Below are 24,469 nucleotides of genomic sequence, written 5' to 3'. Positions count from 1 at the left end.
CTACCTCATTTTTTTCCTAAAGCCGCCTGCTCCCGATAGAATTTTAGCCAGATTTCAAGAAGATGCTCTTCGGAATATTCTCTTGAAATAGCCTTAGCCTTTTCTTTCAATTCCTTAAGAGCTTCTGGATGTTCGCGATATTCCAAGATAGCTTCTTTCATATCTTCCACATCTGTGGTTGGTTTATAATTTCCTTCTAGAATCACCTTATAAAGGTCTAAATCCCGAAGCATAATTGGTGCTTCACAACTCGCAGCTTCTAAAATAGTCATTGGAAAGAGTTCATTAAAACTTGGAAGCAAGAAAAGATCTGCTAAAGCATAAAGTTCTCTCATCCGTTCTGGCTCAACAATCCCTGGAAAAATCAGATTTTCTGGAGGATGATCCATGATTTTTTTATAGCGTTCATAACCATCTGTAATGCCACCAAAAGAGAAGCCTCCGGCCCAAATAAAGGTGATATCCGGTAGTTCCTCAGCAAGAGTGATGAAATCATCGATTCCCTTACGTTTTTGAACCTGACCTGCACCGACAACTACAAATTGATGTTCACTCAATCCCATATCTTTACGAAGTTGGCTTACCTGTTCTTCAGGAAGTGGATGCCATTTTTCTTTGTTAACAAAGTTAGGAATATAGGTCACCTTTTCTCGAGGAATACCCGCTGCAACTAAATCTTCGATAAAAGAAGGATTGACCACAACCAAATGTTCCATACGATCATAAAAAGAAAACACATACTTCTTAACAATCCCTTTTAAGAAAAATGGAATTTTTAAACTCCCTTCTAAGGTATCCGGTAAAAAATGGACATAACCAATTCTACGACCTGAACGCTTCTTTTGAAATGTAGATAAATAATAAGGAAGGTCGATAGTATGAAAATGAGTAACATCAGCTTCTACAGGAAGATTCTCCGTTACAATTAGTTGGTCTTTCGCATCACGTTTCAAAAGTTGCACAAGTTCACGGTAAGCACCAGAAACACCTTGTCCGGCTACTTTTTCACTTGAACTTAGCATATTGATGCGTAATTTCTCTTTTTCCATACTATCCATTATATCATTTTCTTGAAAGAAAATCAGCAAATTTAAAGAGAGATAGCATAAAAGGTAGGGAATTTCCGAACACTAATACTATTTCTCTTTTTATACGATTCTACTTAATTCCTAAAGCAATCCGTGCATAACGACTCATTTTTTCAACCGTCCAAGCCGGATACCAAACTAATTTGACTTCAACGTTAGTAACCTCCGGCACATCTGTCATAGCATCATAGATTTGATCAGTCAAGAGGTCTGCCAAAGGACAACCCATGGTTGTCAAGGTCATGTCGATCTCAGTATCACCTGTATCACCATCAAATCGAATCTCATAAATCAGACCTAGGTTAACGATATCTATACCTAATTCGGGGTCAATCACTTCTTCTAGTGCGGTCAAAATACGTGTTTTGATGTTTTCAATTTGCTCTTCTGTATAAGCCATATTCAGTCTCCTATAACCTAATCTTCGATAAAGTCACGAAGCGGTTTGCTTCGACTTGGTTGGCGAAGTTTTCTCAATGCTTTTGCCTCAATCTGACGGATACGTTCACGAGTCACATTGAAGACTTTACCAACATCTTCCAAAGTACGCATTTTCCCATCATCAAGTCCAAAACGAAGACGAAGAACATTTTCTTCACGATCTGTAAGAGTATCCAAAACTTCATCCAACTGTTCACGCAAAACGATACGAGTTGTGTAGTCAACTGGATTTTCAATCACTTCATCTTCGATAAAGTCACCAAGATGGCTATCATCTTCTTCACCAATAGGCGTTTCTAGAGAAACCGGTTCTTGAGCAATTTTCAAGATTTCACGAACCTTATCAGGTGTCATATCCATACGTTCTGCAATTTGCTCAGGAGTTGGATCTTGTCCCAACTCTTGAAGAAGATTACGTTGTTCACGAACAAGCTTGTTGATAGTTTCCACCATGTGAACTGGGATACGGATAGTACGAGCTTGGTCAGCAATGGCACGCGTGATAGCCTGACGAATCCACCAAGTTGCATAAGTTGAAAATTTGAATCCTTTTGAATAGTCAAACTTATCAACAGCCTTCATCAATCCCATATTTCCTTCTTGGATCAAATCAAGGAACTGCATACCACGTCCAACATAGCGTTTCGCGATAGAGACTACCAAGCGAAGGTTAGCTTCTGCTAGACGTTGTTTTGCTTCAACATCGCCAGCCTCAACAGCAAGGGCCAACTCTTTTTCTTCTTCGTTAGTAAGAAGAGGCACAACCCCAATTTCTTTTAGATACATACGAACAGGATCATTGACCTTGGCAGATGTTGAACCAATTAAGTCCTCGTCACTAAGTTCTGGTTCTTCTTCCGTACTTAGAACACGTTCACTTGGGTTTCCTTCGTTATCAGTGATTGCAATACCTGCATCCTGAATACGTTGCAACAGGTTTTCAATCCCCTCGACATCAAGAGCAAAAGGAATTACAAGGACATTGTTGATTTCGTCATCTGTCGCAGTACCAGTCTTCTTATGGTTACGGATAAACTCTGCAACTTGGACATCAAAAGTTGTTACTTCTTTTTGTTTTTTTGCCATTCTTACTCCATTCTTCTTTTTTGGGCAATTAAGCGTTCAAGCTCTTCTAAAGCAGCATCTGTGTCGCCTACATGACTAGCTTCCTGAACTTTCTTTTTAATTTGCAAGTTTTGTTGATTTAGAAGAGCACGATTACGAGACTCTTCCACTTCCTTTAGTTCTTCTGGAGACATTTCAGAAGGTAGATCCAAGGCTAACACCTGGTACCAAGCATTTTCCACTTCTCTAGTCTGATTTGCCAAGTCTTCAGAAGAAATCGAACCATTATCAATCAAGAGTCCATACAAGGTCTGAAACTCTGGAGTTTCAAATACAAAATCATTTCTCAAACGATAATCATTGAGCACCAAAGGATTTTCTATCATACGGTAAAGAATGTGTGCTTCAGCCCGCATGACTGCTGTCAGTTGCTTTGAAACTGACATGGTGATTGGCGTTGGATTAGCGACCTGTTTAACCTTTTCTTGTCTCTGTCTAACTCGACTTTCGTTGATAATTTGCTCAACTTGTTGATAATCAAAAGAAGGTAAATGATCAGTCAGTAAGTGAATATAGGTATTCTGGGCTGTGATAGAGGGTTCTTTGACGATAAGAGGTGCAATTTTCTCAATGAACTCAATCTGCGCTTGAAGATTCTCACTATTACTAGGTTTATAATGATGAATGTAAAACTCAATCGGACTGATTCGAGTATTGGATAAAAGGTAGGCCAATTCCTCTGGAGAATTTTTCTGTAAATACTCATCCGGATCCATTGCATCGGGAATTTGAACAATCTGAACAGGTAAATCTCCCAATTCCTCTAGTGCTTTAGCAGTTGCTGCTTGCCCTGCTTTATCACCATCATAAGTGATAATCACTTTTTTTGTAAAGCGTTTTAGATGTTCAACATGTTCAGCAGTTAAAGCAGTCCCCATAGAAGCTACTGCATTTTCAACACCAGCACGGTAAGCTGCAATAACATCCATAAAGCCTTCCATTAGGTAAATTTCAGGAGCCTTGCCCGAACCTTTTTTTACCCTCTCCATATGATACAATTCGTAACTTTTGTTAAAAATTGCTGTCGCACGGCTATTTTTGTACTTAGCAGTTTGAGAATCCGTCTCTTGCCAAATCCGTCCAGAAAAAGCAATCACCTTTCCTTGGTCGTTACAAAGTGGAAACATAATACGGTTATGGAAAGTATCAAAGAACTGGTTGGTCTCAGAAAGATAAAATAGACCTGAATCTAGCAAGTCCTTTTCACTATAGTCCTCCGCTAAACGTTGGTAGAGGTAAGAACGTTCAACAGGAGCCAGGCCAATCATAAAATGTTTAATGACATCATCAGTCAAACCACGTTTATAAAGATAGTTTCTTGCCTCTTCACCCATCTTAGTCGTCATGAGAATAGCATGGTAAAAACGTGCTGCCTTGTCATGCATCTCATAAAGATCTTGGTGAGGGGACGTATGTTGAGCAGTATTGTGTACAGGAGTTTCAAGGTGCATCCCAAGACGTTCGCCTAGAATCCTCACAGCATCGGCAAAAGTTACTTGTTGATATTCCTCAATGAATTTAAAGACATCTCCAGAACGACCACAACCAAAACAGTGGTAAAACTGCTTATCTTCAACTACGTTAAAAGAAGGGGTCTTTTCACCATGAAAAGGACAGAGCCCTAAATAGTTCCGTCCAGATTTTTGTAAGGAAATCACTTCTCCTATGATTTCGACAATATTGGTATTGTTTTTGATTTCTTCGATGACTCGCTTGTCAACCATAGACAATACCTCCATTTTATCACAGTTTACTTTATATAGTATACTTTATTTCTGAAAAAAAGTAAACCATTTCATACCTTTTACATGCTACTATTTCATAGAAAATAGGCATTTTCGAAAATAAAATTTTAGGCAAAAACAAATACCCTAGAATATTGAATATAACATTGTTAAAAATCTCTCTTCTTATTAAAAAACTTAGAGGTAGCATTCTACCTCTAAGCTCTTCGTAATCAATAAATACTTAAATCTTTTACTCAAATAGTTGATAGTAATCTGAAATCTTCATCTTGGCTTTTTCATCCTTATTCAAATCTTGGATGATTCGTCCTTCTTTCATAACAATGAGGCGATTTCCATACTTGAGAGCATCTTCCATATGGTGGGTAATCATCAGAGCAGTCAGATGGTCCTTACTGACAAAGTCATCAGTCAATTCCATCAAGGCTACACTTGTTTTAGGGTCAAGAGCAGCTGTATGTTCATCCAATAAAAGAAGCTCTGGACGTTTCAAGGTTGCCATCAAGAGACTCAAGGCCTGCCTTTGTCCACCTGACAAAAATTCAATGGGTGTATCTAAATGTTTTTCTAGACCGTTTCCAATTTTATTGATAGTGTTTTGAAATTCTTCTCGATAACTAGATAATCTTCTAGGTACCAATCCTCTTCTTTCACCACGGAATTTAGCGATTAAGAGATTTTCAGCAACAGTCATACGTGGTGACGTACCCATTTTTGGATCTTGAAACACACGCGAAAGATATTTAGCGCGTTTTTCAGGAGAAACATTCGTTACGTCTTCTCCCATGATACGAATACTCCCACTTGTTAGGGGTAGAGTTCCTGCAATGCTATTAAAGAGGGTAGATTTCCCAGCTCCATTTCCACCCAGGATTGTAATGAAGTCATGTTCATAGATATCAAGTGACACATCGTTTAGGATAATCTTTTCTTCATCAAAGCCGTTTGTCACAATTTTTGTCGCATTTTTAAGTTCTACAATAGCTGTCATTTGCTTAACTTGACTCCTTTCATGTATTTATTCTTAAAGGTTGGAATCATGAGGCAGGTCGCCAAAATAACCGCACTGTACAAACGCAGATAACTAGTATTAAATCCAAGAGCAATGACTCCCCATACCAAAAATTGATAACTAATAGAACCAACTACAATGGTAACTAAACGTTCTGCTAGGGTAAGACTCTTAAAGAGGACTTCACCGATAATCAAACTTGCAAGACCAACTACGATAACCCCGATACCACGAGAAACATCCGCGTAACCTTCTTGTTGGGCAATTAAGGCACCAGCAAGTGCGATAACACCATTTGACAAAACCAAGCCCATAAGCTCCATACGGCCTGTATTGATACCAAAACTACGCGCCATATCTGGATTATCCCCTGTAGCGATATAGGCCTGTCCAAGTTTGGTATCTAGGAAGAAAAGCATGAGAAGGATAACCAAAGTCACAAAGATTAAACCTGTCAGTAATTGATTAATCTCTGATGAAAATGGAAGTACATCTTGGATTTGCTTTGTTCCCAAAAGGCCAAGGTTGGCTCGTCCCATAATCATGAGCATGATAGAATGACAAGAAGTCATCACTAAAATTCCTGCCAAGAGAGTTGGGATTTTCCCCTTAGTATAAAGGAGTCCTGTCGCTAATCCAGCCAAACAACCAGCTCCTATGGCTGCTAAAGTAGCAAGAAAAGGATTGACTCCTTGTGTAATCAGAGTCACTGCTACTGCTCCTCCAAGCGGGAAGGAACCTTCAGTTGTCATATCTGGAAAGTTCAGGATTCGAAAGGTCATAAAGATTCCCAAACCCAGGATAGCCCAGACCAATCCCTGTGAAATAATAGATATTAGCATGTTTGTTTCGTTTCCTTTATTTTAAAAATTGGAGGAGATGTCTCCAACTCCTCCTACATTCTTATTCGATGACTTTTCCAGCTTCTTTGAGAACCGATTCAGGAATAGTGATTCCAAGTTCTTGAGCTAGTTTTTTGTTGATAACTGATTTACCAGTTGAGAAGACATTTACTGGAGTATCTGCAGGCTTTTCACCCTTCAAGACTTTGGCAATCATCTTACCAGTAGCAACACCAAGATCGTGTTGGTCAACAACTACTGATGCCAAACCTCCAGCTTCTACCATGGCAGTCGCACTTGGGTAGATTGGTTTTTTAGCCGTTTGGTTACTTGATACTACAGTTGAGAATGCTGAGGCAATGGTGTTATCGATTGGAACCCAGATTGCATCTACTTTTCCAGTCATAACGTTAACTGTTGAAGCAATTTCGTTAGTTGATGGAACTGCGAATGTTTCTACTTTCAAACCAGCTTTTTCTGCGTATTTCTTGAACTCTTCAACTTGTGACTTAGAGTTATCTTCGCTACTTGAGTAAAGGGCACCAATTGTTTTGACATCAGGTGTCAAAGTTTTAATCAATTCCACTTGTTGTTCAGCAGGGTTATGGTCAGAAACACCTGTGATGTTACCACCTGGTTTTTCTAAATCTTTCACCAAGTTAGCGCCAACTGGGTCTGTAACAGCTGCCATGATAACCGGAAGATCTTTTGTTGCACTTGCTAGACCTTGGGCTGCTGGTGTCGCAATCCCAACAACAACATCATTTCCATTTGAAACCAATTGCTTACTCATTGTCGCAACCTTACTTTGGTCACCTTCTGAGTTCATAAAGTCGATTTTAACTTGGTCACCTTTATAGCCTTCTTCAGCAAGTCCATCTTGGATACCTTGGTAAATCAAGTCAAGCGATGGGTGACTGACGAACTGTAGAACACCTACCTTAGCAGTTTTGTTAGCTGTCTCGGTTTTAGTTTCTTGTTTCGTTAAGTTAGAGTATACTAAGCTTCCTCCAACTACAACTGCTAGCGCTACGATAATACCGAGTAAACGTTTGTTTTTCATAATTTTCTCCTTATTCTGTTTAACTTATTCTTAATATTTTTAAATCACTTAATCAAGCGACGCCATCGTTTGACTTCCATAAAATTGCCTCCCCATAGAAAAAGTCCTCACACAAAATACTTGTGTGAGGACGTCGATGCGCGGTGCCACCTCAATTATAGGGAATATCCCTATCGCTCTTTCTCGCAAAAACGAGTTGCACTGTAAGGTGTGCTCACCGAATTCTTATGATTTCAAATTCTAAATAACATTCAGCCCAATTTTCATCACTTCCATCTATCTGTTTCCACCAACCACAGACTCTCTATAAAACTTCAATGATTACTTTCTGAATGGTTAAATTATAACACTTTTTAAAAGTTTGTCAACACTTTTTTAAGAATTATTTTTATAAAAATGTAAATTTCTTTCGGATTCTCAAAAAATTTAGATAAATATCAGCCAGAATTACGCAATCCTGTAGCAATTCCGTTAATAGTTGTATGGATTAATCTTTCTTCGTCTGAAGATAGCTCACCACGACGTTGGCGCTTAATCAATTCCAACTGAATATAGTTAAGAATATTGAAATAAGGCATACGGTAGTTTAGACTGGCTTTCAAATAAGTATTTTCCGCCAAAAGTTCTTCATGTCCTTCAATAGCTAAGATAACATCCTTAGTCAATTGCCATTCATCAAGAATAGTATAGTAGATTGCTTGAACTTCTTCACTTTCACAAAGGTTAGCATACTCAAAAGCAATGTTCATATTTGATTTTGATAAGACCATATCGACGTTAGAAAGGAGTGACTGGAAGAATGGCCAGTTTTGATACATTTCTCTAAGCGTTTCGATATTTTTAGGATCTTGGTCGATAAATTCCTTGAAACTTGAACCTACTCCATACCAGCCTGGGAACATAACACGACTTTGTGACCATGAGAATACCCAAGGAATAGCACGTAGACCACCGATTTCGGTAATTGTTTTACGAGCTGCTGGACGAGAACCAATATTGAAACTTGAAATCGCCTTGATTGGACTAGATTCAAAGAAATAATCATAAAAATGTTCATTTCCAAATACGAGCTCACGGTAGATATCGTAACTGCGTTCTACCACTTGATCCATGATGGCTTCATAACGGTTCGATGTATTGGTGTCACTCTTCTTCTTAGTAATCATACGGTTGATGGCCGCCGAAACTAACATTTCAAGGTTGTAATAAGCTGCATCCTTATTCCCGTATTTATTGCCGATCACTTCACCTTGTTCAGTCAAGCGAATACGATCTTTGATAGACTTAAGTGGTTGAGATGCGATGGCATCATAGGTAGGACCACCACCACGACCTACTGTACCACCACGACCGTGGAAGAATGTTACTTTTACACCAAATTCATCACCGATAGCTGTCAATTGCTGCTGAGCTTTATAAAGGGTCCAGCAAGATGAGAGGTAGCCTCCATCCTTGTTACTATCAGAGTACCCAAGCATAATTTCTTGGTAGTTATTTTTAGAAGCAATCCACTTCTTAGCAAGTGGTAAAGAGAAATACTTTCTCATTGTTTCTTCAGAATGATCCAAGTCCTCAATCGTCTCAAAGAGAGGTACGATTTGAACACGAGATTTTTCAGAATCTACGAGTCCTACTTCTTTCAGCATAATAGCCAATTCTAACATGTCAGACACACTGGTTGCGTGAGAGATAATCGTTTGACGAATGACGTCTTCACCTAAGCGGTCTTTTAATTGACGAGCTGTTTGGAAAATAGCCAATTCTTTTTCAAGAAGTTCAGACTTCTCAGCATGAGTTGCTGACAAGATTCGAGGATCTTCTAACAATTCGTGTAAAAGCAACTCGCACTTTTCATCTTCTGACAAATCGCTATAATGGTCATTAATACCAGCAGATGCCAATAACTCTGCTACACAGGCTTCGTGAACACTTGAGTCTTGACGCATGTCAATTGATGCCAAGAAGAAACCGAAAACCTCAACTGCTTCTAGCAGTTCTGCAAACTCACCTGTCAATAGAGCTTCTGCTTTATTTTCAAGCAATGAATCCTTAATAACATATAAATCATGCTTGAACTCTTCAATTGTTTCATAGTACGGTGGACGTTCGTCTGCCAATTCTTGAATGGCACCTGAGAGTCGATTGCTGATATAATCAGTTACCACTCCTTGTTGATGCCCTTGAGCACCGAGAAGACGCTCAACATGATGTCGTTCATCTTCTGAAGAACCAACCACTGCCCATTCTTTTAGATTCAACAGTGTTTGAATCAATTTTGATTGAATCAAGTGAAAAGCACGACGATAAAGTTCTTTCTCACGGAAGACAGATGTATCACGAGATTGAGCCGCCATTTCTTCAACAGCCTTGCTTGTTTTTGATAAATTAGTTGAAAGCGAGAAGGTACGATAGAGACTAGAGATCTTACTAATATAATAGTTCAAAACTACTTCACTTTGAATGGTAGCTGAACGCATGAGTGTCTTAGCTGTTACAAATGGATTTCCATCACGGTCTCCACCAATCCACATTCCCATAGTGATGGGTTTTGCTTGTTTTAGATCAATTCCTTGTTCTTTTGCTAAGCGCTTATACTCTAACATCAGATTTGGAACAGCCTGAAGAAAAGAACTATTGTAGTATTCCATCACATTAGTGATTTCATTGGTTACCTTTAGTTTCTTATCACGAATCATATCCGTCTGCAAGATAATTTCAATATAGCGACGGAGATCATTGTGCCATTTTTCTTTGTTAATCAGACCCATCTTCACATCACGATATTTCCGCAAGAGGGTATGAATATGATTGGTCAAATCCAGCATACTTTTACGTTGAACTTGTGTTGGGTGAGCTGTCAATACGGGTACAACATTTAAATGTTCAAGAATTTCAGCTGCATTCTCTTTCTCAGCTACCATTTCGATAGTTGTTGATAACTTACCAAGATAATCCTGATCAACATTGTTAAGATGGTTAATCTCAAATGCCAAGTCAACGTCTTCTGAGATATTAATCAAAAGTGGCAAAATAGAGAAATATCTAGAAATGTATACCATCTCATCATTTGATAGACTCGTTACCACTTTATCAAGTCCTTGATAATCTAGTTTTGATGAAAGTTCCTTCAACTGTATAATCTTGTCAAAGGTTTCAGCAGGAAGCATATTTTTTGTGATATCTTCAAGTAAATCTGTCAAGATTTGAACTTCTTCTTGCACGACAGTTTTGTTACTAAAATTTTCTAACTTTTGAAGAGACATTTTTTCTCCTTGTTACTTTTTCTTAAAGCTGCGCTTCATACTCGCTATAGAGTTGTGCACGTTTTTCACTAGCATCAATATTTAAAACAAAGGCGATGGCTACAGACAGAACCAAGAGACTATTTCCTCCCTGAGAAAGAAAAGGAAAAGTTACACCTGTAGAAGGAATTAAGCCTGAGATTCCACCAATATTGACAAATACTTGAATCAAAATCATTCCACCGATACCGATTGCTACCATCGAGTTGAATGGATCTTTTGCTCGAACACCAACCAAGATAATACGAAGTATTAAGAAGAATAAGAGTGCCAAGATTAGACTGGCACCGACAAAACCAAACTCTTCAATGACAATTGAGAAGACAAAATCCGTGTGTGCCTCAGGCAGATAGCCTCTCTTTTCAATAGAGTTTCCTAAGCCTAATCCAAACCATCCGCCATTAACCATAGCGTAGTAAGAATTCGCTAATTGGTGTCCTGCACCAGCAAGGTCATCAAATGGATTGAAGAAGGCACTAAAGCGTTTAGCTACATATCCAAAGACAGGAATCTTCGAAACCTTATCAACACCAATCATTTTAATGGCTGTCAATGACACAAAGGATACGCTAGTCAATATTCCGAGTATAGTTGCAAACCAACGATGAGCAATTCCACTGATTGAATACATTAACAATGCTACTAAAATGAGAATAGAAGCATTCCCGAGGTCAGGGAAAATAGCCAAACTACCAATCATCACTAACAAAACAAAGCGCCAATCATTAAACGCTCTTGGAAGCCATTGGTTTTGAGTCAAAACTTGAAAGTCATAAACAGCTATTTCATCTTGCTGCTTGGCAAATCTTTGTGCTAAATACCAGATAATAATAATCTTCAAGTACTCTGCAGGTTGAATGGTAATAGGGCCTACTTTGATCCAACCATAAGCTCCATTGATAGGAATACCAACTAAACGAGCTAGAGCTAGCAATACTAACTCAACGAACATCACAATAAATAACAAGCGTTCATTTCTCAAAAATCCTAATTTTAACTTATAAATGATCGAAATAAGTAATAAACTTACGACCCAAAATATACCTTGGTTTCGAACTAATTGAAATGCGCTCTGACCTTCTTGGATTAAGGATGCACTAGTTGTCGAATATACCACAATTAAGCCCAAGACAGACAAGAGAAGATAGGGCACTAAAATGGAATAATTCAACAGGTGCCTTTTACTAATTTTCATACGTCACCATCTATCAAAATTATAATTTTATTAATTCTAGTTTTCTTGTTATTATACCATTTTTTAAATTAGAAAAAAACTCTTACCCATTAATGAACTAAATTTCTGATTAATGAACTAAATTTCTGATTATTGTGCTTCTCTAATATTTTTTTCAATTTAAAATTGAGACTTTAAATGTTCACGAAAAAAACTCTATCTTTCTTGTTAGAAAGATAGAGTTTCTATCATTAGTTAGAAGATGTGGTTGTAGTTGCGTTAGCTGAATCGCTTTGGATATATTGAGTAAAGATATTTTGGAAGGCTTGATCTTTAACCTTGATATTTGCTGCTTGCAATTCTTTACTAATGACACCTTGAACAAAGGTAGCATCATTTTGTTTTTGAGTAAGAATAACTGTCTTCAATTTTTCTTTATAGTCTTCAATATTAGAAGATTTTTCTGTTTTCTTGGTCAATTTCACAATATAGAAACTGTTTGAATAAGCTTGTGTACCTGGAGCTGTGATCACATCAGAGATTCCATCAACATTAAGGGCAAAGGCTGCTTTTTTAACAACGTCTGGCAATTCTGTTGATGCAGAGTCAAAAGTGATTTCACCACCATTTGCTTTTGTCTTTTCGTCAGTTGAATTATCTTTAGCCAATTGTGCAAAGTCAGCTCCAGATTCTTTTGCCTTTGCAAGTACTTCTTTAGCTTTATCTTCACTGTCAAGTTTGATAATTTGAGCTGTTACTTCAGGTGTGTATTCGTCGTAAGCTTTTTTATAGTTTTCATCAGTCAATTCTGATTCTGCGGCTTTTTTAACAGCATATTCAACTAATTTACTTGTACGAATTTGAGCTTTACGACTTTCAGCTGTCATACCTGCACGAGAAAGAACGATTTGGTAACTATCACCATATTTCTTTTGTTCTTCTGCTACAGCATCTTCTACTTCTTTATCACTAACTTCAGATCCATATTGTTTTTCAAAAACTTTTTGAATGGTCATATTCAGCAAGACTTGTTGAGCAGTCGCATTGTTTTTAACTTCTTCAAAGAATTGGTGCTCAGTGATGACATCACCTTTCATACTGATTAAGTCAGCTCCTTGAGAGCTATTTGAACAAGCAGCCAAAGTAGCTACTGATAACAAAGTTATGGCACCTGCCAATAATTTTTTCTTCATGTTTACTCCTTTTTATTCACTAGATAATTGTTTACCTTATCTATTTTACTAAATTGTCTTAAAAATATCTAAAATTAGTCAATATCAGGCAGTTCTACTTCTGCTTGATTCTTTCGCAACATCAATATCCCATCTCCAAGAGGAATTAGACTGGCTGTTAATCCTGGATTATCAAGAGTCGCCTCAAAGAGCCTTTGCAAACCACGATAAATAGTTCGTTGCCCACGTCGAACTTCCATGATATCCTTAGCGATGTCTCCACCTTGAAAAACATCATCCAATACGACCACTCCTCCAACTTCAAGGTGTTTAAGGATTTCTGGCAAAAATACAATGTATTTAGACTTTGCAGAATCCATAAAAACAAAATCATAGGTCCCTGTCAATGTTGACAAAATATCTACCGCATCCCCTTCTAAGAGAGTGATTTGTTTGCGACTATCAAATTTTGCAAAATTTTCTTTGGCAAAACTAATCATTTCGGGATTTCGGTCAATGGTTTTAATTTTTGCATTTGGGGCATGCTGGGCCATCAAAAGTGCAGAAAACCCAATCGCCGTACCAATCTCTAAAATGTTTTTTGGTTGTATTGTTTCCATTAGGAAACGAAAATAAGCGACAGTCTCATGAGGAATGATTGGAATATTCTCCTTGCGAGCAAAGTTTTCTAGTTCTTTTAAAGAACCAGTCACCTGCTTTTGACGTTGGCGTAAAAATTCGACGATTTCTTCTTTTACGACAGGACGTCGCATGTTATGGTTGGCATTTTTACTGTATGACTCAACCATCTTATGCCAATCCTAATTTTTCAACAAGGGCTTCAAACTCATCCAAACGGCGTTCAAAGACTGCAAAGGCATCGTTGAGATAGTCTTCTTTTTCCATATCAACACCAGCTTTTCGCATGATATTAAGTGGATAGTCTGACTTCCCTGCCTTGAGGTAATCAATATAACGATTACGATCTACTTGACTACCATGAACAATCTTTTCAGCCAAGGCTGAAGCTGCTGCAAATCCTGTTGAATATTGATACACATAGTAGTTATAGTAGAAATGAGGAATTCGAGCCCACTCATACTGGATTTGAGGATTGTCTTCCTTGCTTAAACCATAATATTCTTGGTTCAAGTCAGCATAGAGATTATTTAAGAACTCGCTTGTCAAGACTTCACCATTTTGATCAGCTTGATGGATAGCATGTTCAAATTCAGCAAATTGAGTTTGACGGAATACTGTCCCTCTGAAACCATCTAGGAAGTTATTGAGAATTGCAAAACGTGTTGCATCATCTTGGACTTCTTGTAATAATTTCTCTGTCAAAATATTTTCATTGGTTGTTGAAGCAATTTCCGCCAAGAAAATTGAGTAATCCCCATACACATAAGGTTGGGTTTCGCGTGTATAGCTTGAGTGCATGCTGTGCCCAGTTTCATGAACAAGAGTAAAGAGATTATCTAGATTATCTTGCCAGTTAAGGAGCATGAAGGCGTTGGTATCATAAGAACCACCTGAATAAGCTCCTGAACGCTTGCCTTGATTTTCATACACATCAATCCAGCGTTCGCTAAAGGCGCGTTTAACACGACTCAAGTAATCATCGCCAAGAACAGCTAAAGCCTCCTCTGCTTTCTTTAGTGCTTCTTCGTAAGTGAAGCTGTATTCCACTGAAGACAATGGTGTATAGACATCATACATTTTGAGGTCTGGAATACCCAAGATTTTTGAGCGAAGAGCAAGATAACGATGTAATAACGGCAAATGCTTACGAACAGCAGATACTAAGTTATCATAAACACTTTCTGGCACAAAGTTTGCTGCAAGAGCTGCTTCACGCGCACTCTTATAGTTACGAACCTTAGCACGATAGTTTTGCACTTTGACATTGGTCTGCAGTGTTTTAGCGTAAGTATGTTGGTATTGTTTGTAAGTAGCGTAAAGGGCTTCATAGGCACCTCTACGAACTTCACGATTCTTAGATTCTACCAAACGCATATAAACGCCATGTGACAATTGAACTTCGTTACCATCTTCATCTTTAACATATGGAAAGACGATATCTGCATTATCTAAGATAGCGAAAGTTTCACTAGCAGCTCCAAAGATTTCGCCAGCTCCTGCTAATAGCTCTTCTTCACGTTGTGAAAGAACGTGCTTCTTATTTTGCAAGAGTTTATCAAAGAAGTGTTTATACGGTTGGAGTTTTGGTTCTTCTGCTAAGAAGTTTTGATACTGGTCTTCTGTGATTGCCATAAATTCTGGCTCATAAAAAGAGAAGGCCTGTTCAAGTTGACTGTACAAAGTCATTGCTTTTGCATAATATTCTTGATACTTAGCTTCACGAGTATCTTGGTCATTTTTCATATGTGCATAAACATAGAGTTTTTCGACTTGACGTTCCATATCAAGAGAAAATTCAGTAATTTCAAGCAAACTCTTTGCACTATCCAAAAGATGCCCTTCATACTGAGAGGCTGTTTGTACTTTTTCAGTTAAATCTTTCAAGGATTCTTCCCAAGCCTGGTCTGTTGGGTAGATTGTTGAAAGATCCCATGTATCTTTTTCATTTATTTCATGTCGTTGTAATGCCATAAGATTCCTCCATCCTTTCTATTCTACCATATTTTTTGAAAAATATTGCTGATAAAAGGCAGGTGGATAGACCTTTTGTTGCTTATTTTGAGGATTCTGCTCATAATAAGCCTGAAAATTTGAATAATAATCATTGATATCCTGTCTTATTTGACAAAAATGACCATTTTCTATCGGCCTTACTTGGGGGAACCAATGTGCTACACCATAATTTAGTAAATTTTCTCCTTTTCTATAGGCTTCTTCTTGTCTTGTCATCCAAAATGGATTTTGATAATAAAGCTGTTGTCGGATGTATTGACAAATATTTTTGTCTATTTTAACAGAAAAACTGCTCAAGTGCTGACGTTGATAAGGGTAACGCAAGATTTCTAACAAATTTCCATCCCCAAATGAGAACTCTTTGATTAAGCAATGAACATGGCCCCGTAAGTCCTGGTGAATTAAGTATTTCAGTCGTAAACAATTCCTTTTCTGATCTAATTCCCAGGCGTAAAAGCCCATATTTTGGCTAAAATAGAGAAAATCTTTTTGAAGTCTTGTCAAACGCTTCTTAATCCATAGTCTTTCTCCCAAAAGCCAAATAACTTGATATCCTTGACTTCGATAACCACTACTCCTATCTCTCAATACTTTTTGGGGCAAGGAACTGCATTGAATCTCTAAAGCTATTTTCCCGTTTACGAATACATCCGCAATCTGTTTAATCTCTGGAATCGGGTATTCTAATTGGACTTCTGAATCTTTCTTTAACCAATGATAGAGGGATTCCTTATTCGTTAAATGTTCTGGGCCTTCATTTTCAAATGAAAAATCACAATCTTTTAAAGATTTATGGGCAAAATGAGGCCGTACACTTGGTCCTTGACGTAAACGAAGCGTTCCCCCACAAGCTGGGCAGGTATAATCTTGCTTTTCAACCTTATCTTCTAGCACATTCACTAACTGTCCCCTAGTATCTCTCGCAACAAACATGATTTTCTCCTTTACTCTATTATTCGCAAAAAAGAAAAGGTTAGGAAAATTCCTAACCTTTGTTCATGTTTATTTTACTTTTTTAGCCAACATTGTTGCAAAGCGTAGTTGGATACGATTCCCGTTTTCATCACGACGGTGGAGATGGCCAGGATTTTCATTGTATTTAACCAATTCCCAGTCCTTGTAGTAATTAGCCAACTCCCCCTCTTTAAAGGTAAATGGGAAATGAACAGAACATGGGTAATCCTCTGTATCCATAGCACAAACAATCAAATTATAGCCACCGATAGAGGTTTGTTCTTGCATATTTTGAATGATAGACGAAATACGATCTGCTTGTAAAAACATGAGAACAACTGTCGATACGATAAAATCGTAAGTTTGGCCTATGCTTGCTGAATTAATATCATAGAGACCGACAGGCATTTCTAAATCTTCTTGCTCTACGATGCTTTGCAAGATTTCAAGGGATAGCTCATTTTGATCCACTGCTGTAACATCAAATCCTTGCCGAGCTAAAAAAAGTGCATTTCTTCCTTGACCACAGCCCAGGTCTAGTGCTTTACACGATTTCACGGTCTGCATAGCTTCTAAGACTTCCGAATGAACTGGATTGCTATTGTATTTCTTTGGGAAATAATCCTCTGGTTTACAATAAAATTCCAAGTACCACTCCACATCATCTGTGGCAGCTTCCACTCTGTGCCAAGCTTGAGGTTGTGCCATAGGATTATCAGCACCTGCTTCAAAGAGGTGCTCAGCTATAACTTCTCCCTCTTCAGTCAATTCAATAAACTTAAGAGCTCCTTTTAATACGGTAATCTTCCCCCAGGTTCCGACCTTAGTATTGTGTTTTCTTTGAACAGCCTCTGGCATGGTGTCTTTATTCCAGACAGGCATGCGTTTGTAGGCAACTAGTTTTTCCATTTTCTTTACTCTTTCTATCGGTGATTAACAGCCTTCATAACACGCGCAATATCACGATCTTGCTCACGACGTTTGATAGACTCCCGTTTATCGTAATCGTGTTTCCCTTTAGCAAGCCCTAAGAGGAGTTTGGCATAGCCGTCTTTGATATAGACTTTAAGTGGAACCAGAGTCATTCCTGTTCCTTTTGTTTCTTGCTCTAGTTTCTGGATTTGTTTTTTATGAAGGAGAAGTTTTCGACGACGTTCTGGTTCTTGGTTCCAGATATTGCCCTCCTCATAAGGAGCGATATGAACATTGCTCAACCAAACTTCGCCGTTTTTCACTTGGGCAAACCCATCTTTCAAATTGATACGAGCTGCTCGAACGCTCTTGATTTCAGTTCCTGTCAAAACCATTCCTGCTTCTAGCGTATCTACGATTGTATAGTCGTGGTGCGCCTTTTTATTTTGCGCGACGACCTTTCCCTCGCCCTTTGCCATGCTTGGCTCCTTTCTTTGCTACTTCCTTATAAAAAGGTTTCTTGCTCTTTTTCTTCTTGTCTTTTGATGAATGCTTGCGCTTATCACTTGAGTGACCGGCTTTTCTCTTGTCTTCTTTCTTATCCGAACGACGACCTCTATCCTTAGGACCAGACTGTTTCAAACCTTTCTCAATCACATCAAATTCACTTGGAATAAAGGAGAAATCAATCTCACCAGTCATCTTATCAGCTCTTTCAACACGAATACGTATCTGCTGACCCACTCGGAAAGTAATTCCTGATTTCTCCCCACGAAGGGTTAAATCACGTTCGTTAAAATGATAGAATTCAGGCAAATTGGTAATGTGAATTAAGCCTTCGACTGTATTTGGCAATTCAACAAAGAGACCAAATTTAACAATACTTGAAACAACTGCATCATACTCTTCACCAACGTACTCTTCCATGTATTCAGCTTTTTTCATAGCTTCGACTTCACGCTCTGCCTCGATAGCACGGCGCTCACGGTTTGAAGATTGAGTCGCGATCTCTGGAATGACTTGTTCAAAATGATCTGCTACATCCTTAGAACGTCCATAGTCACGAATCATCCGATGAACAAGAAGGTCAGGATAACGACGAATGGGGCTGGTAAAGTGAGTGTAGTAGTCTGCAGCTAATCCATAGTGACCGTGATTATGCTCAGAATAACGAGCCTGCTGCATCGAACGCAGAAGCATCATGGACAATACATCCGCATATGGCTCTCCCTCAACAGCACTCATGATGTCTTGGAGGGCTTCCTGACTAATCTCACTGGCAGTTCCATAGATTCGTAATCCAAAACTTGAAGCGTAATCAATAAATTTCTGAACTTTTTCAGCTTTAGGTTCCTCATGAATACGATAGATAAAAGGTAGGTCCAGCTTGCTGAAGTGCTCGGCAACCGTTTCGTTGGCTATCAACATAAAGGACTCAATCATACGTTCAGCAACGCCACGATGACGAAGAACAATATCAACTGGCTTGCCTTTTTTATCTACCAAAATCTTAGCTTCATTGGTATCAAAATTTAAAGCACCACGCTTAATTCGCATACTTTCCAAAGTCTCATGGAGCTTGGCCATAAGTTCGATACTAGGAACAATTTTCTTATAGTCTCGTCTCTTCTCCTCATCACCTGCTAGGATGTCATTGACATCACTATAAGTCATACGGAAACTTGTTTTGATAACGGTCTGTGTAATCGTATATTTACGAACACGACCATTTTTATCAATCTCCATAATAGCGGATTGAGTCAAGCGGTCCACTTGAGGGTTAAGAGAACAGATTCCGTTTGAGAGGCGCTCTGGCAGCATTGGAACTACACGGTCTGTCACATAGACAGAGGTCGCACGATTAAGGGCTTCCTTATCTAGAGCAGATCCCTCTGTCACATAGTAGGAGACATCGGCAATGTGAACACCTAGTTCGATATTTCCATTTTTCAATGGTTTGATATGAACAGCATCATCCAAGTCTTTTGCATCAGCTCCATCAATGGTGAAGGTAATTTCATCTCTTAAGTCCAGACGACCTTCCATATCCTTCTCTGATGGTGCATCCGGAACACTCTCCGCTTCTTTAAGAACAGCCTCTGGAAACTCAGATACAATGTCCATTGACTCCAAGACCTCGAGGACATCAATCCCTGCATCTGTAGAATGTCCAACCACATCTAGGACACTAGCGACAAAGAAATCGTGTTTCTTACTTGGGTACTTATCGATAAAGACCTTGAGAACTTCTGTACCGTCTAATTGAATAGCTGGCTTCTTAACGTAGATTGGTTGACTAATCTTTTGATTTTTTGAACGGATATAACCTGCATACTTGGGTTTTTCCTCATCAAGAACGATTTGACCAACAACCGTCGTCAAACTGTGTTCTAAAATATCGATAATCCTTGCTTCAGCTGCAGTTCCCTTTTGGCGATCTGCAACCTTCTTGATTACAATTTCAACTGTATCGCCATCAATGGCATAGTTAACATCATTTTTTCCTACAAAAAGATCGTCTTCCTCGCCTTCGAGACTAACAAAGCCGAAGCCATTTTTATGGGCATGAAAAGTTCCTTTAAGAGTAATCTCGTGTTTCTTCTTTTGGTCCAAGGTAAGACTACCATCTTCTTCAAAGCGAATTTGGTGCTTTCTCTCCATCAGGGACAAGGTTTTAATGAGCTCTCGAAAATCCTTGGAACCATCCTTTCCAAGAGCTTGGGCCAAGTCATTTACAGTGACTCGTCCCTTTTCTTTTAAATATTCTTTTATTCTATCTTTCATGTTTTCTTTCTAGATTGTTAAATTTTTTTGGTGTAAAACCTTCTCAAACATCATTTAATACTCAATAAAAATCAAAGAGCAAACTAGAAAGCTAGGCGCAGGTTGCTCAAAACACCGTTTTGAGGTTGCAGATGGAAGCTGACGTGGTTTGAAGAGATTTTTGAAGAGTATAAAAATAAAAATAGGCAAAGACCTAGTCCCGCCCATTATTTTCTTATCTACTTGATAATACCGTCAATGCTAAGGCAATGGCTAGCCAGAAAAAGACTAAGATTCCTGTCAAACGTTGCATTACGGCTTCAAAACCACGCGCTTTGCTACGTTCAAACAAATCACCTGAGCTGGCATCAAATACATTGCTAGATTGATTTTTAGTTGGTTGCATAAAAATTGCAATCACAATCACAACAGATAATACTAATAAAATGGTTAATAATAGGTTATACATATCAAACTCCTTAAAATCCCTATTATTCTACCATAATTTCTACTTAGATTCAAGATGTAGAGTCACTTTTCTTTCTTTGGGACAATACTTTAAGACTTCAATCTTATCTGGATGTGTTTTGGAGTTCTTACTGGTTAGATAATTCATGCTGCCACAAGAGGAGCACTTTAAATGAATTTTTACGCGCACTAGATTTCCTTCACTTTTAATAATGATCTAAATTGGATAAGGTTAAATGTACAACTAAGGGCTACACAAGCTGCTGTTGCATAGAAAACTGAGTGATAGCCAAATGGACTTGCTACTGCTGAACCTGCCATAGGTCCAATCACTCCACCTAGATAAAAAAATACTTGATTAAAGGCAAATACCCTTGATATGGCAGCTTTAGGTGTCATTTTATTAATCAAGGCGTTAATTCCCGGAACTAGGGCACCTGTTCCCAAACCAAATAGGAAGCGATAGAAACCTAACTGGAATGGCGTTGATGCATTGGCGCACAAGAGATAAATAACGACTGAATAAACTTGAGCTCCGATGAGCAAGCGATGATTCCCCACCTTATCTCCTAAACGTCCCATAACACCAGCACTCATCATACTGGATAATCCCATGCTAGACACGATAAGCCCCGATACAAATAAGAGATTTTCCTTTTGTCCGAGATCTCGAACGTAGAGGGCAAGGATTGGAGCAATCGATTGGGCTGCGAACTGGATCACAAAGCTAGTCGCAAATAAATTGATAAAAAGATAAGGATACTTAAGAGAATGAATCAACTCTTTTGTTGGAATAGCTTTTTCTTTTGCTACTGGTTGAAAATCTTCTTTGATAAATAAAATGGTGAGTAGAGCAGCTAAAAACAGCAAAGCACCAACTAATAAGAAAACATTTCGAATTCCAAAAATCTCAGCTATTAACCCACCGATAAAAGGGCCAATCAAATTACCTGCAATTACTCCTGTAGACAAGGTTCCCAGTGCATAGCCAGACTTATTTTTAGGTACCTGGCTAGCAATTAAGGCTGTTGCATTGGGTACAAAACCAGCAAAGACGCCATTTAAAAATCGTAAAAATAAAAGCCAGTAAACATTAGGAACAAATGCTAAGCCTCCCATAGTCAGAGTCATTGCAAATCCTGCACGAATCATCATTGGTTTTCGGCCAAACTTATCTGCTAAAATCCCCCAAATAGGTGATAAAATTGCTGCAGATATGGCGGATATTGAAATCCCTAAACCGGCATAAAAAGCTACCTTGTCTGTAGGAACACCTAATTGCTCGACAAATAAAGGCATAAAAGGAATGACTAAAGAAAAACTAACTCCCGTTAAAAAATTTCCAAACCAGGCAATACGAAGATTATCCTTCCAAGAAATCGGTTGAATAAGACACCCCTCCTTCTAATAAACTAGCAACCTGCTCTACTAACTCTTTTTGAGTTCCAGAGTTATCAATAATGTGACTAGCCAATTTTTTCTTCTTCGACAAAGACCACTGAGATTCTAATCGAGCTTGAGCTTCTTCGACATTCATATGATCTCGATTCATTAAACGTTCTATCTGTGTCTTTTTATCCACATAAACCAACCAAATCTCATCAAACCAAGATTCATATCCTTGTTCAAAGAGTAAAGGAATATCCATGAAAAAGATATCTTCCGTCTGAGCTAACTGATCTCGTAAAGTAGCTAATTCTTCACGAATCACTTCCCCTTGTGTTTCCTTGGACCACTCTAGTTTAGAAGGATTTGAGAAGATGAGACTAGCTAGGAGAGGCCGATTGAACTCACCATTTTCTAAAATGATTTCCTGTCCAAAGTGTTCTACTAAAATACGGTAAAGACGCTCTCCCGGATTTTGTAATTTATGTACTAGAGCATCTGCATCAACTACTTTGTAGCCTTCCTGTCTTAAAAATTTAGTGACAGTTGACTTTCCAGAGGCTATGCCACCAGTGATTCCGATTATTTTCCCCATCACTTCCTCCTTTGACATTTTGGACAAAAGTGAGTTCCACGTCCACCGAGTTGAATTTTCTCAATCATAGCTCCACAACGTGAACATTCTTGACCAGCTTTGTCATAGACCTGATGGAACTCTTGCATCGTTCCATCTTCACCAAAAGCATTAGTATAGGTACGAATCGTTGAACCACCCTTTTCCACAGCCTGCCCTAAAACCTTAATCGTTTCATCATGGACTTTTCTGGCCTCTTTTGCAGTTAAACTGTTAGAAAGTCTAGTAGGATGAATCTTGGCTTTCCAAAGTACTTCATCCACATAGATATTTCCCAACCCTGCAACTAAAGTTTGATCTAAAAGATGAGATTTGATGGGTTTTTTAGATCTCTGTAAAGCTTTTTGAAAGGTTGGCAAATCAAAATCCTGTTCAGTCGGCTCTGGTCCAAGCTTTTTAGACAAGAAATAAGCTTCTAAAAGCTCTGGAACCAGCAATTCCATAGTCCCAAATTTACGCACATCCTCATATACGAGAGTAGCACCATCCGCAAATTGGATAAACAGATGCGCGTGCTTACGTTCAGGTACTTGGTCGGGATAATAAAAATACTTGCCTTCCATTCGAAGATGAGAAATCAAAACTTTATCAGATAAATAGAAAAGCAGGTACTTGCCACGACGTCCCATTGATTTAACAACTTGACCAGGCAATACTCTTTTAAATTCATCCAAATCAGTCTTAATCATCTTTGAATAACGAATATCAATGTTTGAAATCTTCTTGCCCAGAATCAATTTTTCTAGACCACGACGTACCGTCTCAACTTCAGGTAATTCAGGCATAGCCCCTCCTTCTCTAAAAACAAGAAGCAGGCCCATGCCTACCTCTTCTTAATATTCTTTTTCGTTATAGCCAAAGTCAGCCAAATCTAGCTTTTTATCACGCCAGTTTTTCTTGACCTTGACCCAGGTTTCTAGAAATACCTTGTCTCCCAGCATGAGTTCGATATCACGACGGGCCATGGTTCCAATTTTCTTGAGCATGGCACCTTGCTTACCGATGACAATCCCTTTTTGACTATCACGCTCAACCATGATGGTTGCTCGAATATGAACTTTATCTGTCTCTTCATCTCGCTTCATGGAGTCAACCACTACTGCAACGGAGTGTGGCACTTCTTCACGCGTCAAGAGGAGCACCTTCTCACGGATCATCTCTGAAACTAAGAAGCGCTCTGGATGGTCAGTGATTTGATCTGCCGGAAAATACTGGAACCCTTCCTCTAAATTATCACTCAAGATATCCACAAGATGGGATACGTTGTTTCCTTGAAGGGCTGAAATAGGAACAATCTCCTTGAAATCCATCTGATTTCTGAAATCATCAATCTGAGCCAAGAGTTGATCTGGATGGACCTTGTCAATCTTATTCACCACCAAAATCACTGGAACCTTAGCAGCTTTAAGGCGTTCCATAATCATGTCGTCGCCCTTACCACGCGCTTCATCAGCCGGCACCATGAAAAGAACCGTATCCACTTCACGAAGCGTGCTATAAGCGGATTCCACCATGAAATCACCCAAGGCAGTTTTAGGTTTGTGAATCCCCGGTGTATCGATAAAGACAATTTGTTCCTTATCGGTCGTGTAGATTCCCATAATTTTGTTGCGCGTTGTCTGCGCCTTGTCACTCATAATCGCAATTTTTTGCCCCATAACGTGATTTAAAAATGTTGACTTCCCAACATTGGGGCGTCCTAAAATGGCTACAAAGCCAGATTTAAAAGTCAT

22 protein-coding genes and 1 other annotated feature are annotated in these 24,469 nt (G+C 38.7%); all 22 genes read right to left on the bottom strand.

Annotation, left to right across the window (positions count from 1 at the left end; genetic code table 11):
* Positions 1-5: 5 nt before the first annotated feature.
* Positions 6-1,058, bottom strand: coding sequence for a glycosyltransferase family 4 protein (locus HMPREF3237_RS08400; RefSeq protein WP_257365428.1), 1,053 nt, complete (start codon positions 1,056-1,058; stop codon positions 6-8).
* Between the two features lie 100 nt (positions 1,059-1,158).
* Positions 1,159-1,488, bottom strand: coding sequence for a metal-sulfur cluster assembly factor (locus HMPREF3237_RS08395; protein ID WP_006145447.1), 330 nt, complete (start codon positions 1,486-1,488; stop codon positions 1,159-1,161).
* Between the two features lie 17 nt (positions 1,489-1,505).
* Entirely contained in the window at positions 1,506-2,615 is a 1,110-nt protein-coding gene (rpoD, locus tag HMPREF3237_RS08390) for an RNA polymerase sigma factor RpoD (protein ID WP_004252673.1), read from the bottom strand.
* Positions 2,616-2,617: 2 nt separating this feature from the next.
* Entirely contained in the window at positions 2,618-4,378 is a 1,761-nt protein-coding gene (dnaG, locus tag HMPREF3237_RS08385; RefSeq protein ID WP_070889500.1) for a DNA primase, read from the bottom strand.
* 253 nt (positions 4,379-4,631) lie between these two features.
* Positions 4,632-5,390, bottom strand: a complete 759-nt coding sequence (locus HMPREF3237_RS08380; protein ID WP_070889499.1) for an ABC transporter ATP-binding protein — start codon at positions 5,388-5,390, stop codon at positions 4,632-4,634.
* The gene (locus tag HMPREF3237_RS08375) at positions 5,387-6,253 is read right to left on the bottom strand and encodes an ABC transporter permease (protein WP_070889498.1); all 867 of its coding nucleotides are present in this window, start codon (positions 6,251-6,253) and stop codon (positions 5,387-5,389) included. The genes HMPREF3237_RS08380 and HMPREF3237_RS08375 overlap by 4 nt, the downstream gene beginning before the upstream one ends.
* Before the next feature lie 61 nt (positions 6,254-6,314).
* Positions 6,315-7,316 carry a tryptophan ABC transporter substrate-binding protein gene (gene trpX, locus HMPREF3237_RS08370; protein ID WP_070889497.1) on the bottom strand — a complete coding sequence of 334 codons (1,002 nt, stop codon included), beginning with the start codon at positions 7,314-7,316 and terminating at the stop codon, positions 6,315-6,317.
* 123 nt (positions 7,317-7,439) lie between these two features.
* Positions 7,440-7,656 (bottom strand) — a binding site (T-box leader).
* A gap of 97 nt (positions 7,657-7,753) precedes the next feature.
* On the bottom strand, positions 7,754-10,579 hold the full coding sequence (gene ppc, locus HMPREF3237_RS08365; protein ID WP_070889496.1) for a phosphoenolpyruvate carboxylase: 2,826 nt from the start codon (positions 10,577-10,579) through the stop codon (positions 7,754-7,756).
* Positions 10,580-10,601: 22 nt separating this feature from the next.
* Positions 10,602-11,813, bottom strand: coding sequence for a cell division peptidoglycan polymerase FtsW (gene ftsW / locus HMPREF3237_RS08360; RefSeq protein ID WP_006145440.1), 1,212 nt, complete (start codon positions 11,811-11,813; stop codon positions 10,602-10,604).
* A gap of 230 nt (positions 11,814-12,043) precedes the next feature.
* On the bottom strand, positions 12,044-12,985 hold the full coding sequence (gene prsA, locus HMPREF3237_RS08355; protein ID WP_070889495.1) for a peptidylprolyl isomerase PrsA: 942 nt from the start codon (positions 12,983-12,985) through the stop codon (positions 12,044-12,046).
* Between the two features lie 74 nt (positions 12,986-13,059).
* Positions 13,060-13,773, bottom strand: coding sequence for an O-methyltransferase (locus tag HMPREF3237_RS08350; protein ID WP_006145438.1), 714 nt, complete (start codon positions 13,771-13,773; stop codon positions 13,060-13,062).
* Between the two features lies 1 nt (position 13,774).
* A complete protein-coding gene (pepF, locus tag HMPREF3237_RS08345) occupies positions 13,775-15,577 on the bottom strand; it encodes an oligoendopeptidase F (RefSeq protein WP_070889494.1) in 1,803 nt (600 codons plus the stop codon).
* An 18-nt stretch (positions 15,578-15,595) separates the two neighbouring features.
* Positions 15,596-16,552 (bottom strand): competence protein CoiA, encoded by a 957-nt coding sequence (locus tag HMPREF3237_RS08340; RefSeq protein WP_070889493.1) that lies wholly within the window; start codon positions 16,550-16,552, stop codon positions 15,596-15,598.
* 69 nt (positions 16,553-16,621) lie between these two features.
* Positions 16,622-17,482 (bottom strand): SAM-dependent methyltransferase TehB, encoded by an 861-nt coding sequence (gene tehB / locus HMPREF3237_RS08335; protein ID WP_070889492.1) that lies wholly within the window; start codon positions 17,480-17,482, stop codon positions 16,622-16,624.
* Positions 17,483-17,496: 14 nt separating this feature from the next.
* A complete protein-coding gene (smpB, locus tag HMPREF3237_RS08330; protein WP_001051741.1) occupies positions 17,497-17,964 on the bottom strand; it encodes an SsrA-binding protein SmpB in 468 nt (155 codons plus the stop codon).
* Entirely contained in the window at positions 17,927-20,269 is a 2,343-nt protein-coding gene (gene rnr / locus HMPREF3237_RS08325) for a ribonuclease R (RefSeq protein ID WP_070889491.1), read from the bottom strand. Before rnr ends, smpB begins: the two co-directional genes overlap by 38 nt.
* A gap of 214 nt (positions 20,270-20,483) precedes the next feature.
* Positions 20,484-20,717, bottom strand: a complete 234-nt coding sequence (gene secG / locus HMPREF3237_RS08320; protein ID WP_000282517.1) for a preprotein translocase subunit SecG — start codon at positions 20,715-20,717, stop codon at positions 20,484-20,486.
* A 39-nt stretch (positions 20,718-20,756) separates the two neighbouring features.
* A complete protein-coding gene (gene rpmG / locus HMPREF3237_RS08315; protein ID WP_070889490.1) occupies positions 20,757-20,906 on the bottom strand; it encodes a 50S ribosomal protein L33 in 150 nt (49 codons plus the stop codon).
* Positions 20,906-22,105, bottom strand: coding sequence for a multidrug efflux MFS transporter (locus HMPREF3237_RS08310; protein ID WP_070889489.1), 1,200 nt, complete (start codon positions 22,103-22,105; stop codon positions 20,906-20,908). Before HMPREF3237_RS08310 ends, rpmG begins: the two co-directional genes overlap by 1 nt.
* Positions 22,080-22,697 carry a dephospho-CoA kinase gene (coaE, locus tag HMPREF3237_RS08305; protein WP_070889488.1) on the bottom strand — a complete coding sequence of 206 codons (618 nt, stop codon included), beginning with the start codon at positions 22,695-22,697 and terminating at the stop codon, positions 22,080-22,082. Before coaE ends, HMPREF3237_RS08310 begins: the two co-directional genes overlap by 26 nt.
* Positions 22,697-23,521 carry a DNA-formamidopyrimidine glycosylase gene (mutM, locus tag HMPREF3237_RS08300; RefSeq protein WP_070889552.1) on the bottom strand — a complete coding sequence of 275 codons (825 nt, stop codon included), beginning with the start codon at positions 23,519-23,521 and terminating at the stop codon, positions 22,697-22,699. The genes coaE and mutM overlap by 1 nt, the downstream gene beginning before the upstream one ends.
* 48 nt (positions 23,522-23,569) lie before the next feature.
* The gene (gene era, locus HMPREF3237_RS08295; RefSeq protein ID WP_006145429.1) at positions 23,570-24,469 is read right to left on the bottom strand and encodes a GTPase Era; all 900 of its coding nucleotides are present in this window, start codon (positions 24,467-24,469) and stop codon (positions 23,570-23,572) included.

Source organism: Streptococcus sp. HMSC34B10 (assembly GCF_001839505.1).
Classification (GTDB): Bacteria; Bacillota; Bacilli; order Lactobacillales; family Streptococcaceae; genus Streptococcus; species Streptococcus peroris.
Note: the sequence above shows the minus strand (reverse complement) of the source record. Positions and strands in the feature narration are given on the sequence as shown.

What these genes read in the sequence shown, in the direction of transcription:
- HMPREF3237_RS08340 (WP_070889493.1), bottom strand. Translation starts at nt 16,552, where the DNA reads ATGTTTGTTGCGAGAGATACTAGGGGACAGTTAGTGAATGTGCTAGAA.
- HMPREF3237_RS08395 (WP_006145447.1), bottom strand. Translation starts at nt 1,488, where the DNA reads ATGGCTTATACAGAAGAGCAAATTGAAAACATCAAAACACGTATTTTG.
- HMPREF3237_RS08380 (WP_070889499.1), bottom strand. Translation starts at nt 5,390, where the DNA reads ATGACAGCTATTGTAGAACTTAAAAATGCGACAAAAATTGTGACAAAC.
- prsA (WP_070889495.1), bottom strand. Translation starts at nt 12,985, where the DNA reads ATGAAGAAAAAATTATTGGCAGGTGCCATAACTTTGTTATCAGTAGCT.
- secG (WP_000282517.1), bottom strand. Translation starts at nt 20,717, where the DNA reads ATGTATAACCTATTATTAACCATTTTATTAGTATTATCTGTTGTGATT.
- mutM (WP_070889552.1), bottom strand. Translation starts at nt 23,521, where the DNA reads ATGCCTGAATTACCTGAAGTTGAGACGGTACGTCGTGGTCTAGAAAAA.
- ftsW (WP_006145440.1), bottom strand. Translation starts at nt 11,813, where the DNA reads ATGAAAATTAGTAAAAGGCACCTGTTGAATTATTCCATTTTAGTGCCC.
- HMPREF3237_RS08375 (WP_070889498.1), bottom strand. Translation starts at nt 6,253, where the DNA reads ATGCTAATATCTATTATTTCACAGGGATTGGTCTGGGCTATCCTGGGT.
- tehB (WP_070889492.1), bottom strand. Translation starts at nt 17,482, where the DNA reads ATGGAAAAACTAGTTGCCTACAAACGCATGCCTGTCTGGAATAAAGAC.
- rpoD (WP_004252673.1), bottom strand. Translation starts at nt 2,615, where the DNA reads ATGGCAAAAAAACAAAAAGAAGTAACAACTTTTGATGTCCAAGTTGCA.
- HMPREF3237_RS08400 (WP_257365428.1), bottom strand. Translation starts at nt 1,058, where the DNA reads ATGGATAGTATGGAAAAAGAGAAATTACGCATCAATATGCTAAGTTCA.
- dnaG (WP_070889500.1), bottom strand. Translation starts at nt 4,378, where the DNA reads ATGGTTGACAAGCGAGTCATCGAAGAAATCAAAAACAATACCAATATT.
- HMPREF3237_RS08350 (WP_006145438.1), bottom strand. Translation starts at nt 13,773, where the DNA reads ATGGTTGAGTCATACAGTAAAAATGCCAACCATAACATGCGACGTCCT.
- era (WP_006145429.1), bottom strand. Translation starts at nt 24,469, where the DNA reads ATGACTTTTAAATCTGGCTTTGTAGCCATTTTAGGACGCCCCAATGTT.
- coaE (WP_070889488.1), bottom strand. Translation starts at nt 22,697, where the DNA reads ATGGGGAAAATAATCGGAATCACTGGTGGCATAGCCTCTGGAAAGTCA.
- pepF (WP_070889494.1), bottom strand. Translation starts at nt 15,577, where the DNA reads ATGGCATTACAACGACATGAAATAAATGAAAAAGATACATGGGATCTT.
- smpB (WP_001051741.1), bottom strand. Translation starts at nt 17,964, where the DNA reads ATGGCAAAGGGCGAGGGAAAGGTCGTCGCGCAAAATAAAAAGGCGCAC.
- trpX (WP_070889497.1), bottom strand. Translation starts at nt 7,316, where the DNA reads ATGAAAAACAAACGTTTACTCGGTATTATCGTAGCGCTAGCAGTTGTA.
- ppc (WP_070889496.1), bottom strand. Translation starts at nt 10,579, where the DNA reads ATGTCTCTTCAAAAGTTAGAAAATTTTAGTAACAAAACTGTCGTGCAA.
- rnr (WP_070889491.1), bottom strand. Translation starts at nt 20,269, where the DNA reads ATGAAAGATAGAATAAAAGAATATTTAAAAGAAAAGGGACGAGTCACT.